The sequence below is a fragment of the Micromonospora sonneratiae genome, assembly GCF_042679305.1.
Taxonomy (GTDB): Bacteria; Actinomycetota; Actinomycetes; order Mycobacteriales; family Micromonosporaceae; genus Micromonospora_H; species Micromonospora_H sonneratiae.
The window spans coordinates 108,602-122,367 of record NZ_JBHTMP010000001.1 but is presented as its reverse complement, the minus strand read 5'-3'; the positions used below and the strand labels follow the sequence as shown (position 1 = coordinate 122,367).

12 protein-coding genes are annotated in these 13,766 nt (G+C 70.0%); 11 read left to right on the top strand and 1 reads right to left on the bottom strand.

The genetic code is table 11. The features are described from left to right. The first annotated feature begins 130 nt into the window (after positions 1 to 130). A complete protein-coding gene (locus ACFQ4H_RS00590) occupies positions 131 to 1,483 on the top strand; it encodes a phytase (RefSeq protein ID WP_377565580.1) in 1,353 nt (450 codons plus the stop codon). A 106-nt stretch (positions 1,484 to 1,589) separates the two neighbouring features. Here the strand turns inward: ACFQ4H_RS00590 and ACFQ4H_RS00585 are convergent, their stop codons facing one another. Then, the gene (locus tag ACFQ4H_RS00585; protein ID WP_377565578.1) at positions 1,590 to 2,330 is read right to left on the bottom strand and encodes a GntR family transcriptional regulator; all 741 of its coding nucleotides are present in this window, start codon (positions 2,328 to 2,330) and stop codon (positions 1,590 to 1,592) included. 164 nt (positions 2,331 to 2,494) lie between these two features. Here ACFQ4H_RS00585 and ACFQ4H_RS00580 point away from each other — a divergent pair, with 164 nt between their 5' ends. The 10 genes from ACFQ4H_RS00580 to ACFQ4H_RS00535 all read left to right on the top strand — a co-directional run bounded on the left by ACFQ4H_RS00580 (position 2,495) and on the right by ACFQ4H_RS00535 (position 13,766). After that, positions 2,495 to 3,523: a Gfo/Idh/MocA family oxidoreductase gene (locus tag ACFQ4H_RS00580; protein ID WP_377565575.1), complete on the top strand. Its 1,029-nt coding sequence runs from the start codon at positions 2,495 to 2,497 to the stop codon at positions 3,521 to 3,523. 5 nt (positions 3,524 to 3,528) lie between these two features. Beyond that, positions 3,529 to 4,395, top strand: a complete 867-nt coding sequence (locus tag ACFQ4H_RS00575; RefSeq protein ID WP_377565573.1) for a TIM barrel protein — start codon at positions 3,529 to 3,531, stop codon at positions 4,393 to 4,395. After that, on the top strand, positions 4,395 to 5,402 hold the full coding sequence (iolC, locus tag ACFQ4H_RS00570) for a 5-dehydro-2-deoxygluconokinase (RefSeq protein WP_377565571.1): 1,008 nt from the start codon (positions 4,395 to 4,397) through the stop codon (positions 5,400 to 5,402). The genes ACFQ4H_RS00575 and iolC overlap by 1 nt, the downstream gene beginning before the upstream one ends. After that, entirely contained in the window at positions 5,399 to 6,268 is an 870-nt protein-coding gene (locus ACFQ4H_RS00565; protein WP_377565569.1) for a Cgl0159 family (beta/alpha)8-fold protein, read from the top strand. Before iolC ends, ACFQ4H_RS00565 begins: the two co-directional genes overlap by 4 nt. A gap of 4 nt (positions 6,269 to 6,272) precedes the next feature. After that, positions 6,273 to 7,115 carry a 5-deoxy-glucuronate isomerase gene (iolB, locus tag ACFQ4H_RS00560; protein ID WP_377565566.1) on the top strand — a complete coding sequence of 281 codons (843 nt, stop codon included), beginning with the start codon at positions 6,273 to 6,275 and terminating at the stop codon, positions 7,113 to 7,115. Continuing rightward, a complete protein-coding gene (iolD, locus tag ACFQ4H_RS00555; RefSeq protein ID WP_377565563.1) occupies positions 7,112 to 8,968 on the top strand; it encodes a 3D-(3,5/4)-trihydroxycyclohexane-1,2-dione acylhydrolase (decyclizing) in 1,857 nt (618 codons plus the stop codon). Before iolB ends, iolD begins: the two co-directional genes overlap by 4 nt. 6 nt (positions 8,969 to 8,974) lie before the next feature. Continuing rightward, on the top strand, positions 8,975 to 9,943 hold the full coding sequence (locus ACFQ4H_RS00550; RefSeq protein WP_377565560.1) for an inorganic phosphate transporter: 969 nt from the start codon (positions 8,975 to 8,977) through the stop codon (positions 9,941 to 9,943). After that, complete coding sequence (locus ACFQ4H_RS00545) at positions 9,943 to 10,581, top strand: DUF47 domain-containing protein (RefSeq protein WP_377565556.1); 639 nt, start codon at positions 9,943 to 9,945, stop codon at positions 10,579 to 10,581. The genes ACFQ4H_RS00550 and ACFQ4H_RS00545 overlap by 1 nt, the downstream gene beginning before the upstream one ends. Before the next feature lie 130 nt (positions 10,582 to 10,711). After that, on the top strand, positions 10,712 to 11,908 hold the full coding sequence (locus tag ACFQ4H_RS00540; RefSeq protein ID WP_377565553.1) for an ABC transporter substrate-binding protein: 1,197 nt from the start codon (positions 10,712 to 10,714) through the stop codon (positions 11,906 to 11,908). A gap of 37 nt (positions 11,909 to 11,945) precedes the next feature. Beyond that, entirely contained in the window at positions 11,946 to 13,766 is a 1,821-nt protein-coding gene (locus tag ACFQ4H_RS00535; protein ID WP_377565550.1) for an ABC transporter permease, read from the top strand.

Here is a 13,766-nt window from a genome sequence, read left to right as displayed (position 1 = left end):
CCCGGATCCTTCGCTGGAAGTTCAACTTCGATCTATGTCTAGAGCATTGTTTGTCAATACATCTTAATGTAATCTCCTGCCTCAAGGTCCTTCCCCCTGTCGGAACACCCCTCTTCCCTGGGAGGCACTTGTGCAAAATCGAAGGGGCCGTCTACTCACGGCGGCTGCCATCGCCATCGCCATGACCGTGTCCCCGTTCTCTGCCCAGGCGGCGCAGACCGCCGGCATTCCGGAGGTCGAGGCGGAGCTGGAGACACCAGCTCTCTTCGACGATGACGCGGGTGGCAACGCAAACGCCGACGACCCCGCCATCTGGCTACACCCGACGCACCCGGCCCGAAGTGTGGTGATCGGTACCGCCAAGGAAGGCGGGCTGTTCGCCTACTCGCTCTCCGGCTCGGTCCTGCAAGCCGTCCCGGTGCCGGCGCCACCTCGTCCCGGTGACGAGGGTGGCCGGTTCAACAACGTCGACCTGCTGTACGACGTGAAGGTCGGCGGTACGCCCCGTGACCTCGCCGTCGTCTCCGACCGTGGGCGTGACCAGTTGCGCGTCTACCGGATCGACCCGGCGGCGGCCCGGGTCGGAGCAGCGCCGCTGGTCGACGTCACCGACCCGGCGGCACCACTGATCTTCTCCGTCGACCAGGACGAGGTGAACGAGCAGCGGACCGTGTACGGGCTGGCCGCCTGGCAGGACCGGGCCACCGGCCGGTCGTACGCCCTGGTGAGCCGGCGGGATACCACGGAGCTTGCGCTACTGCGGCTGATCGCCACACCGGCCGGTAGGGTGACCTACACCGTGGAGCGGACACTGACCATGCCGGCGAGCTTCACCCTGCCCAACGGCGCGAACTGGCAGCCCTGCCTGGAGCCGGGCGAGGATCCGCAGTTCGAGGGCATGGTGGTCGACGCGCGGACCGGCACGCTCTACGCCGGCCAGGAGGATGTCGGCATCTGGCGGATGCCGGCCACCCTGCTCGGTACGCCGGTGCTCGTCGACAGGGTGCGTGAGTACGGCGTACCGGCCACCTACGATCCGGCGACCGACGAGTGCACGTACGGGACCGACCCCGGATACGGCGGTACCCACCTGTCCTCGGACGTCGAGGGGCTGACCATCTACTACCGGGGCGCGGGTAGGGGCTACCTGCTGGCGTCGAGCCAGGGTGAGAACGCGTTCGCGGTCTACCAGTTGCAGGGCGCCAACGCGTACCAGGGACACTTCCGTGTCGTCGCCGACGACGACCCGGACGACCCGGACGGCTCCGAGGTGTGCGACGGCGCTGCGGTGCTGAACGTGCCGCTCGGCAGTACCTTCGACGAGGGGTTGCTGGTCGTGCACGACGGTGAGAACACGCCGGTCGCCGTCGACGAGAACGGCGAGGTACGGGAGAACACCAACTTCAAGTTCGTGAAGTGGGACGATGTCGCCGAGGAAGCCGGCCTGGTGGTCGACACCTCGGGTTGGAGTCCACGCTCCTGAAACGTCGAGCGGTGTGTCGACCACCTCCGACGACGGCGGGGGTCGGCACACCGCTCGCTCACCCTCGGCCGCCTTCGGCGGGCAGGTGTGGGTCGGCGGCCCGGTTTCAGCGCTCGACGAGGGCGATCTCGAAGCTGTAGAGCGTCGGTCGGTAGACGTGCGAGCCGTGCTCGACCGCCCGACCGTTGTCGTCGTACGTGGTGCGGCTCATCGTCAGCAGCGGGGCACCCCGGCGCTCGTGCAGCAGCCGGGCCTCGGCAGCGGTGGCGGAGCGGGCACCGATGCGCTGGTTCGCCACGCGCATGTGCACCCCGGCACCGCGCAACAGTTCGTAGAGGCCCTGTCGCTCGAGGCGCTCCACGGTTAGTTCGGTCAGGCCGGTGGGTAGCCAGTTGTGCATGATGGCCAGTGGTTCCCCCTGCGCGAAACGTAGCCGTTCCAGCCGTACCACCTCGGTGCCGGGGGGCATCCGCAGCGCGACGGCGGTGGCGTCGTCGGCCGGGACCGTCTCGACCGCCAGCACGCTGGTGCTGGGGCGTTGGTTGCCGTGGCTGAGATCGTCGTAGAGGCTGCTCAGCTCCACCGGACGCTTGACCATGCCATGTACGACCTGGGTGCCGACGCCGCGCTTGCGGACCAGTAGTCCCTTGTCGACCAGGTACTGGATGGCCTGTCGCATGGTGGGTCGTGACAGCCCGGTCTGGTCGGCCAGCTGGATCTCGTTGTCGAGGCGTGACCCGGGCGCCAACTCGCCCCGGTCGATGAGCTGCTCGATCTGCTGGGCGACCTGGAAGTAGAGGGGAACCGGACTCGACCGGTCGAGGGTGATGGGCAGCGGACTGGTCAAGATGCTCCTCGCGAATTCCTCATTGTCGAACGAGAATATCAGACGTCAGAATGTCTTTACAAAATGTTGACATGGTGTGCGTTCGAGAGCTAGAAATCTAGCCACGTAACCAGCTCCTGCCCGACCCCACGGTGTCGACGGTCATCACCAGGAGGTGTTCGTCAATGCGCATCGCCCTGCTCGGAGCCGGACGGATCGGTACGGCGCACGCAGCCAACCTGCACGTCCACCGTGAGGTCTCCCAGCTGATCATCGTCGATCCCGAGGTCGGTCGCGCCCGCGCCGCCGCTGAAGCGCTCGACGCCGCGTACACCGACGATGTCGAGGCGGCCTTCGCGACCGGCCCCGACGCCGTTGTGATCGCCACACCCACCGCGACACATGCCGACCTCATCCTCCGGGCGATCGCCGCAGGTATCCCGGTCTTCTGCGAGAAACCGGTTGCGATGACCGTCCGGCAGACCGTCGACGTCGCCCGACGGGTGGCCGAGTCCGGTGTTCCCGTCCAGATCGGATTCCAACGCCGCTTCGACGCCGGATACCTGGCGGCCCGGGCCGCGCTCCAGGCCGGCGAGGTCGGCACGCTGCACCGGCTCCACCTGGTCACCGGGGACCCGGCCCCGCCGCACGCCGACTACATCCCCCTCTCCGGCGGTATCTTCCGCGACTGCCACATCCACGACTTCGACATCGCCCGGTGGTTGACCGGCGCCGACGTGGTCGAGGTGTACGCCACCGGAGCGAACCGGGGAGCGGCGTTCTTCGCCGAGGCGGACGACGTCGACACCGCGACGACCATTCTCACCTTCACCGACGGGACACTTGCCACGGTGCAGGGCTCCCGCTACAACGGTGCCGGGTACGACGTACGGGTCGAGTTGGCCGGCACCCTCGCCACCTACGTCGTCGGGTTGGACCCGCGATCCCCGCTGCGCTCGGCCGAGCCGGGGGTGACCGCACCCGTCGAACCGGCCTGGCCCGACTTCTGGCACCGCTTCCGGCCGGCGTACGCCGCCGAGATCGCCGCGTTCGTCGACGTGGTGGCCGGGCGTACCGCCAGCCCGTGCACGGTCGACGAGGCCCTGGAGGCGCTGTACGTGGCCGAGGCGGCCGAGCTGTCCCGCCACGAGCGTCGCCCGGTACGCGTCGACGAGGTCCGACTCGGTGAGCCGGCCGGAGTGGGGGGACAGTGAACACCATGCGGATCGCCGGAGCACCAATCTCCTGGGGCGTGTGCGAGGTGCCCGGCTGGGGTCATCAGCTGACCGCCGACCGGGTGCTGACCGAGATGGCCGCCCTCGGCATCGTCGCCACCGAGTTCGGGCCGGACGGGTTCCTGCCCGCCGACCCGGCGCAGCGGCGGGAGTTCCTCGGCCGGTACGGGCTGACCGCGGTGGGCGGCTTCGTGCCCGTCGTACTGCACGAACCGGGGCACGATCCGGTGCCCGAGGTACTGGCGCAGCTACCGGCGTTCCTGGCCAGCGGAGCGTCCACGCTGGTGCTGGCGGCGGCCACCGGGCAGGTCGGGTACGACCAGCGGCGCACGCGCGACACCGCCGGCTGGCGTACGCTGCTGGCCCGCCTCGACGCACTGGCCGGAGTAGCCGCCGACCACGGGATCGTCGCGACCCTGCACCCGCACGTGGGCACCCTGGTCGAGCGGGCCGAGGAGGTCTGGCGGGTCCTCGACGGCAGTGACATCGGGCTCTGCCTGGACACCGGACACCTGCTCGTCGGTGGTGCCGATCCGGTCGAGATCGCCCGCAAGGCCACCGACCGGATCGCCCACGTACACCTCAAGGACGTCGACGCCGCGCTGGCCGCGCGGGTGCGGGCCGGGGACGTCGGTTACCGCGACGCGGTCGCCACCGGGATGTACCGGCCGCTCGGCGACGGCGACGTCGGCATCGCCGAGATCCTGACCGCGCTGACCGGTGCCGGCTACGCCGGCTGGTACGTCATGGAACAGGACACCGTGCTGGTCGGCGAGCCGGCCGGGGGCAGTGGTCCACTGACCGACGTCCAGCGCAGCCTGGCCCGTCTCGCCTCTTCGGCAGGTGCGTGATGGGCACACCCGTGTTGGACCGGTCGCCGCGCGAGGGGCCCTACGACCTCGTCGCCATCGGCCGGGTCGGCGTCGACCTGTACCCGCTGCGCTCCGGAGTGCCGCTGTCCGAGGTGGACACCTTCGCCCGGTTCCTGGGCGGCAGCGCCACCAACGTGGCCGTCGCAGCGGCCCGTCTCGGTCGACGTACCGCCGTGGTCACCCGGACCGGGGCCGACCCGTTCGGGACGTTCGTGCGCCGGGCCCTCAGGGCGTACGGGGTCGACGACGCGTACGTGACCGAGGTGCCCGGGCTCCCCACCCCGGTCACCTTCTGCGAGATCTTCCCGCCGGACGACTTCCCGATCTACTTCTACCGCCAGCCGAAAGCCCCTGACCTGGCGATACATCCGGACGAGTTGGACCGGCCAGTGCTGGCCGCCACGCGGCTGGTGTGGCTGACCGGCACCGGCCTCTCGGCCGAGCCCAGCCGGGCCGCGCACCATGCCGTACTCGAGTTGCGACGCGACCGGGCTACAGCGGGTCCGGCCGACGGCGGGACCGTGCTCGATCTCGACTACCGGCCGGGGCTGTGGGCCGAGCCGGCGCAGGCCACCCGGGCCTACCGGGACGCACTGGCCACCGGCGCGGTGACCATCGCCGTGGGCAACCGGGAGGAGTGCGCCGTCACCACCGGTGAGACCGAGCCCGATGCGGCGGCCGACGCCCTGCTGGCCACCGGGGTACGGCTGGCCGTGGTGAAGCAGGGCCCCGACGGTGTGCTGGCCAGACACGTCGACGGTAGGCGGATCGTGGTGCCGCCGACACCGGTCGACGTGGTCAACGGACTGGGCGCGGGAGACGCCTTCGGCGGTGCGCTCTGCCACGGACTGCTGGCGGGCTGGCCACTGGAGCGGACCCTGCGCTTCGCCAACGCGGCTGGCGCGCACGTCGCCGCCCGGCTGGCCTGCTCGGACGCGATGCCCACGGTCGACGAGGTGTGCGCACTGATGGGAGAGGCAGCATGACGACCGAGAATGCGATCCGTGCCCTGACCCGCCAGCGAGCCAGCCGTCCCGAACTGGTGGCGCAGGCCGCCGCGGACCGGCGTCGTCGGACCGGCTGGGGTGACGAACGGCTGATGATCATTGCCGCTGACCATCCGGCGCGGGGAACCGTCGCCGTACGGGACCGGCCGGACGCCATGGCCAGCCGGATCGACCTGCTCCAGCGACTGCGTACCGCGCTGTCCCGGCCGGGGGTGCACGGCGTCATGGCCACCGCGGACGTCATCGAGGATCTGCTGCTCCTCGGTGACCTGGACGGTCGCCTGGTGATCGGGTCGATGAACCGGGGCGGCCTCACCGGTGCGGTGTTCGAACTCGACGACCGGTTCACCGGTTACGACCCCCGGACCATCGTGGACATGGGCTTCGACGGTGGCAAGATGCTCTGCCGCATCGACCCGGCCGACCCGGGCACGATCAGCACCCTGGAGGCCTGCGGACGCGCCGTGACCGAGTTGGCGCGGCACCGGCTGATGGCCATGATCGAACCGCTACCGGTGACCCGGACCGACGGTAGGGCACAGTTGGACGCCCGGCCCGAGGCGCTGATCCGGGCCATCGGCGTCGGCCAGGCGCTCGGCGCATCGTCCGCGTACACCTGGCTCAAACTGCCGGTGGTGCCGGACATGGACCGGGTACTGGAGTCGACCACGCTGCCGGTGCTGTTGCTCGGCGGTGAGTCGGCGGGCGAGGAGGCGTACGCGGCCTGGCAGAAGGCACTGGCCAACCCGGGCGTACGCGGTCTCGTGGTCGGGCGGGCGCTGCTCTATCCACCGGACGACGACGTGACTGCCGCCGTCGACGCCGCCGCCGCACTGTTGGGGTGAGGACATGTATCTACCAGCGGGAACGGCCAGCGGTGGCGACGGCTGCCCGGTCCAGGTGACCCCGGAACTGGCCGGTTGGCACTACTGCGGTCTGCGGGTGCTGGAACTACCCGTCGGTGGTGAGGTCACCTTCGACACCGGTGAGTTCGAGCAGATCCTGCTGCCGCTGGCCGGTAGCGGCGAGGTGACCTGCGACGGGCGGACGTTCCGGCTCGACGGCCGGGACAGCGTGTTCGACCGGGTCACCGACTTCGCGTACCTGCCGATCGCCGCCACCGTCACCGTCGCGACCGGCACCGGTCTGCGCTGCGCGCTGCCCTCGGCCCGGGCCTCGCGTCGGCTGCCGGCCCGTTACGGACCGGCCGACCGGGTACCGGTGGAGGTACGCGGCGCCGGTCCGGCCACCCGCCAGGTGAACAACTTCTGCGCCCCGGAGGCGTTCGAGTGCGACCGGCTCGTCGCGGTCGAACTGCTGACGCCCGGCGGGAACTGGTCGTCGTACCCGCCGCACAAGCACGACACCGACGGCGACGGCGAGGCGGTGCTGGAGGAGATCTACTACTTCGAGACCGGCGGGCTGGCCTACCAGCGGGTCTACGGCAGCACAGAGGTGCTGGCCGAGGTCGGCACCGGCGACGTGGTGCTGGTCCCCGACGGCTACCACGGTCCGTCGATCGCCGCCCCGGGGTACGACCTGTACTACCTGAACGTGCTGGCGGGGCCGGCCCAGGAACGCACGATGGCCTGCCGGGACGACCCGGCGCACCACTGGGTCCGCGACTCGTGGCAGCGGCAACAGCCCGATCCCCGGGTACCGATGACCTCGTACCGAGGGAGGAACCGATGAGGATGACGGTGGCCCAGGCCGTCGTGACGTTCCTGGCCCAGCAGGAGACCGAACGAGACGGCGTACGGCAGCGGCTGATCGCCGGTTGCTTCGGCATCTTCGGGCACGGCAACGTGGCCGGGCTCGGCCAGGCGTTGTTGCAGGCCGGTGCGCGGATGCCGTACCACCAGGCCCGTAACGAGCAGGCGATGGTGCACACCGCAGCCGCGTACGCCCGCACCCGGCTGCGCACCTCCACCTACGCCTGCACCACGTCGATCGGGCCGGGCGCCACCAACCTGGTCACCGGTGCCGCGCTGGCCACCGTCAACCGGCTGCCGGTACTGCTGCTGCCCGGGGACGTGTTCGCCACCCGGGTCGCCAACCCGGTGCTACAGGAGCTTGAGGACCCGAGGTCGTACGACGTCTCGGTCAACGACGCGCTGCGACCGGTGAGCCGCTACTGGGACCGGATCAACCGACCGGAGCAGTTGCCGGCCGCGCTGCTGGCCGCGGCCCGGGTACTGACCGACCCGGCCGAGACCGGGGCGGTGACGCTGGCCCTGCCGCAGGACGTGCAGGCCGAGGCGTACGACTTTCCGGATGAACTCTTCGCCCCCCGGGTCTGGCACATCGGCCGGCCCAGGCCCGACCGTGCGGCGCTGGCCCGGGCGGCTGAGCTGCTGCGGACCGCCCACCGACCGCTGATCGTGGCCGGCGGTGGCGTGATCTACAGCGGTGCCACGCAGGCCCTGGCCGACTTCGTCACCGCTACCGGCGTACCCGTGGTGGAGACGCAGGCCGGCAAGGGCGCCCTGCCGCACGGTCATCCCCGCGTTGCCGGCCCGGTCGGCGTCACCGGGTCCACGGCGGCGAACGCGTTGGCCCGGGAGGCGGACGTGGTGCTCGGGATCGGTACCCGCTACAGCGACTTCACCACCGCCTCCCGGACCGTCTTCGCCGATCCCGACGTACGCTTCGTCAACCTCAACGTGGCCGCCTTCGACTCGGTGAAGCTCGGCGCGGTGGCGCTCACCGCCGACGCCCGCGAGGGCCTGCGCGAGTTGACCGAGCAGTTGGCCGGTTGGTCGCTGCCGGCAGCCGGACGGGAGCGGATCGCCACGCTGGTCGCAGGCTGGGACGCGGCGGTCGATGCCGGTCGGGCGGCGACCGGTGGTCCGGTGACCCAGGCCCAGGTGATCGGGGCGGTCAACGACGCCGTCCAGCCAGGTGACGTGATGGTCTGCGCGGCCGGTTCGATGCCGGGTGACCTGCACCGGCAGTGGCGGGCCACCGCACCCGGCCAGTACCACGTCGAGTACGGCTACTCGTGCATGGGATACGAGATCGCCGGTGGCCTCGGCGTGAAGCTGGCCGTCCCGGACGCCGAGGTGTTCGTCCTGGTCGGCGACGGTTCCTACCTGATGATGGCGCAGGAGCTGGCGACCGCGGTCGCCGAAGGCGTGAAACTCATCGTGGTGCTGGTCGACAACCGGGGGTACGCCTCGATCGGCGCACTGTCGGAGCAGGTGGGTGGCCAGCGGTTCGGTACGGCGTACCGGGCGCGACAGCCGGGCACCGGTCTGCTCGACGGGCCGGACCTGCCGGTCGACCTGGCTGCCAACGCCGCCAGCCTCGGCGCGCAGGTGTGCAGTCCCACCGACCCCGACGAGCTGCGGGCTGCGCTGGCCAGGGCCCGCGACGCGACGACCACGACGGTGATCCACGTCCGGACCCCGCTCACCGGTGACCCGGGGCCGTCATCCGACGCCTGGTGGGACGTGCCGGTCGCGCAGACCGGCAGCACGCCCCAACTACCGGCGGCGCAGCGTCGGTACGCCGAGGGCAAGGCGACCCAGCGCGGCCACTGGTGAATTCCGGTGGCCCTCACCTTCGCGCTGCTGGCCACGGCGTTCGTCTTCGTGTGTGGTGCCAACGACGGTGCCGCGCTGCTGGCGCTGGCGGTACGGCATCGCGAGGTGCCGCCGTACGCCGTGCTGGCGGTGCTGCTGGCGGCCGTCGCGGCCGGCCCGGCACTGTTCGGGCTGACCGTCGCGCGTACCTTCACCGACCGGCTGCTGGATCCGACCGACCGGCGTGGCCCGCTGGTCGTGTTGGCCGGGGTCACCGCGTCCCTGCTGCTGGTCGGCGTGCTCACCTGGCGTGGTGTGCCGACCAGCATCACCCTGGCCGTACTGGGTGGGCTCGCCGGTGCCGCCACCGGTGCCGGTGCGCACACCGCCTGGGACACGCTGGGCGGGGTGCTGGTGATCGCGGCGGCGGCGCCACTGGTCGGTGGTCTTCTGGGCCTGCTCTTCGGCAGGCTGGCGCGCCGCCTACCGACGACGTCCCGGCTACCGGTCGTCGTACGGCTCGCGCACCTCGCCGCGTTCTCCGGCCAGAGCCTCGCGTATGCCGCCAACGACGGGCAGAAGATGTTCGCCGTGGTCGGTGTCGGGCTGGCCTCGCTGCACGGCACGGCCGGAATGCGGACCCCGCACTGGTCGGTCCTGGTCGGTCTGGCCGGGGTGTTCGGTGCCGGGGCGCTGTTCAGCCTGCGGCGGATGGCCCGAGGGGCGACCTTCGGCCTGCTGCCGGCGCGTCCCTGGCGTCTGGTCTCGGCTGAACTGGCTTCGGCCGTCGCGGTGTTCGGCAGTGCCGGTGTCGGCACACCCGTCAGCATGACCCAGTCGATGGCGGCCGGCCTGGTCGGTGCCGGGGCGAGTCAGGGTGTGCGGCGGGTACGTTGGCAGTTCGCCCTGCCGGTGCTCGTGGCCTGGCTGGTGACCCTGCCGGCCAGCCTCCTGACCGGGCTGGTGATGGGTGGTTTGCTCAGAGGGGTCACCTGATGTCCCGCCTGCGCCGTCTCCTCGACGACCTCGCCGGCCGGTCACATCGGCGGATCGTCGGACTGCTGGTGGAGCAGATCGACGCGACGTTGGACGGGGTGTCCCTGGCGATCGGGGTGACCAGCGGTCACGTCGAGCCGGCCCGGGCCAGGGCGCTGATGTCCGACGTGGAGCATCTCGGGGACTCGCACCGGGCCCGGCTGGTGCCGGAGTTGTCCGCCGCGTTGACCACGCCCATCGACCGGGAGGACCTGTTCCGGCTGTCCCGGTCCATCGACGACGTACTCGACCATCTACGGGACTACGTACGGGAGACCGACCTTTACGGGGTGCGGCTGGACGGCGACGCGGTTGCCCTGTTGGAGCAGGTCAATCTGGGCCTACAGGACCTGCGTCGGGCGGTGAACCGGATCCTGCCCCGACCACAGGAGGTGCCGGAAGCGGCGCTGGCCGCGCACAAGCGGGCCGGTCAGGTCCGGCACCGGTACGGCATCTGTCTGACGGTCCTGCTGTCCGGTGGGGTCGACGCGGCCGTGTTGAAGCGGCGGGAGCTGCTACGCCGCCTGGACGTGGTCGGGCTGCGGCTGGGGGAGGCGGCGGACGCACTGGCCGACGCCATGCTCAAGCGTACTTTGTAGAGCCGGCAGGTTAATCGAAAGTGAATATGTCTTGACAAGAAGATGAACGGCGATACGCTCTTGGCACGCGGCCGAGGGTCGCACCCCCACCGGGTGCTCCAGGCACCCGACGAGCGAAGGAGCTTGCACCGTGAGCAGGCATTCACTGCGTTCGTACCAGCTCGCCCGCCGGCTGCCGGCGGTGCTCCTCACCGGAATCGTGCTTATCGGCGTAGCCGGTTGTGCCCCCTCCAGCAGCGGTGCCGGTAGCGACACTCCACTGCCGACCGCCGCCGTCGAGGATGCGGCCTCGTTCGACCTCGACGCCCTCGTCGAAGCGGCCAGGAAGGAGGGCAGCGTCCTGGCATACGACTCCAGCGGCGACATCGTCGAGGTCGCCAAGGCCTTCGAGGCGAAGTACGGCATCAAGGCCGAGGGCGTGAAGTCGAAGAGCGGCGACACCGCGGAGAAGATGACCCGCGAGAACCAGGCCGACAACGTCACCATCGACGTGACGCTGTTCGAGGACGGGCCGGTGCTCGTCGGTGAGCTGCTGCCGCGCAACGTGGTCAGCACGTGGATTCCGCCCGACCTGGCCAAGGACATTCCCGACGCGAACCGCAACCCACTGCTGGTGCTCTCCAAGGCCAACGTGTGGGCGTACAACACCGGCCTGTTCCCCAACGGCTGTCCCGTCAAGAGCATGTGGGAGCTGACCGAGCCGGCCTGGGCCGGCAAGGTAGTGATGCAGGACCCGCTGGGTAAACCGACCCTGATGCAGTGGCTCTCACAGACCACCAACCACGGTGCCGACAGCCTGGCACAGGACTACCAGAAGCACACCGGATCCGCGCTACAGACCACCGAGCAGAACGCGTCCTGGGAGTGGATCAAGCGGTTGGCAGGCAACAAGCCGGTGCTCACCAAGGCCGACGAGGACACCACCGCCGCAGTCGCCGCGCCACAGCAGAAGGAGCCCCGGATCGGCCTGCTGTCCATCGCCAAGTTCCGCGACGTGGCCGACAAGGGCTACCGGATGGCGGTCTGCGAAGGACTCTCGCCATGGGTCGGCTTCTCCTACGACAAGTACGGTGCGATCGCCACCAGATCGAAGCACCCCAACGCGGCCAAGCTGTTCATCCACTTCGTGATGACCCAGGAGGGCATCGTCCACGAAATGGGTTCCGGTGGCATCTCCGGCAACAAGGCCGTACCAGCCAGCTCCAACAACCCGCCCGGCCTGACCAACTGGGACACCCAGCTGTTCGCCGTCCGGTCGGACCAGTTGCTCAAGGACTACCAGCAGGCGCAGACGGTCCAGGACTTCTGGCGCGTCAAGCACGGCTGACGGTGGTCCGGGTGCTGCTGCTGGGGAGGACGACGAGATGTCAGTGATCGATCCGCCCGCTACCGGTTGGCGTGGCCGGCTGCGCTATCGGGCTCGGGTGCTGCTGGCCGAGCCGACCACCATCATCGGGGTGCTGCTGATCGGGGCCTTCGCCTACCTGGTGATCGCGCCGCTGGTGGCGATCGTGTCCGACGCCGTACGGGTGCAGTACGGCGACGACCTGCGGGCCGGTGCGTCGGTCGGGAGCGCGACCAGCTACTACCTGTGGCGCGTGTTCCGCTCACCGATCAGCACGGACCTGTTCTGGGAGCCGCTCTGGCACACCCTGACGGTCGGCATCGGGGTGATCCTGTTCGCCGTGGTGTTGGGCGGGTCGATGGCCTGGCTGGTCACCCGGACCAACGTACCGGGTCGCAGGTTCCTCGCCGGTGCACTGGTCGTGCCGTACATGCTGCCGTCGTGGACGTTCGCGCTGGCCTGGCTGACGCTGTTCAAGAACGGCAGCTCCGGTGGGACACCGGGCTATCTGGAGAGCTGGGGCATCACCACGCCGAACTGGCTGGCGTACGGCGCGGTGCCGATCATCGTGACGCTGGGTCTGCACTACTACCCGTTCGTGCTGCTGTTGTTCGGAAACGCGTTGCGCCGGATGGACTCGCAGCTGGAGGAGTCGGCCCGGGTGCTGGGCGCCAGCCGGGGACAGGCGATGCGAAACGTGGTGCTGCCGCTGCTGCTGCCGTCGCTGTCCTCGGCGACGCTGCTCATCTTCGGCCGGGTGCTGGGCACGTTCGGTACGCCGTACATCCTCGGCCTGCCGACCGACTACTCGCTGCTGTCGACCTCGCTCTACCGCAGCATCCACACCCGGTCCTCCGGGGTCGCTGCGGTGATCGGTGCGGTCATCGTCCTGCTCGGCGTGCTGGTGGTGCTGTTCGACATGCGCCTGGTGCGAGAGCAGCGAAGGTTCGTCACCATCGGCGGCAAGGGCGGTCTGGACCGGGCCACCGACCTGCGGCGCTGGCGCTGGCCCGCGTACGGGGTGGGGCTCGGCGTCTTCGTCGTCAGTGTGGTGGTGCCACTGGTCACGCTGCTGCTGTCCACCGTCACCCACGCTCCGGGTGTGTTCCGGGCCGACAACTTCACCCTCCGGTTCTGGCTGGCCGCCGACATCCCCGAGGCGGTCGGCTTCCCGCACGGGCTGCTCCGCGGTGGCGAGTTGTACGAGGCGATGTGGAACAGTGTCCGGATCGTCGGCCTGTCCGCACTGCTGTGCGGGCTGCTCGGGCTGCTCGTCGGCTACGTGGTGGTGCGCTCCGGTAGCCCACGCATCTCGGGACTCCTGCGGCAGGTGTCGTTCCTGCCGTACCTGGTGCCGGGAATCGCATTCGCCGCCGCGTACCTGACGCTGTTCGCCGTACCGCGCGGTCCGATACCCGCCCTGTACGGCACGGTGACCCTGTTGGTGCTGGTGATGGTGGTGACCCACCTGCCGTACTCGTCGCGGTCCGGCATCGCCGCCATGATGCAACTCGGCAGGGAGCCGGAAGAGGCGGCACAGGTCGTCGGAGCCGGCTGGTTCCGACGGTTGTGGCGGATCGTGGTGCCGATCCAGAAGGGGGCGTTGACCACCGGTGTCGTCCTGCCGTTCATCTCCGGGATCAAGGAGTTGTCCATCGTCATCATGCTGGCGACGGCGGGGATGCCGTTGCTCACCACGCTCTCCATCCACCTCGTGGACTACGGCTACACCCAGCAGGCCAACGCGGCGGTACTGGTCATCGCGCTGGTCTCGTTCGCGGTGACCTATCTGGCCCAGCGGGTCACCAGGACCAATCTTTCCAGTGGGCTGGGAGGTTAG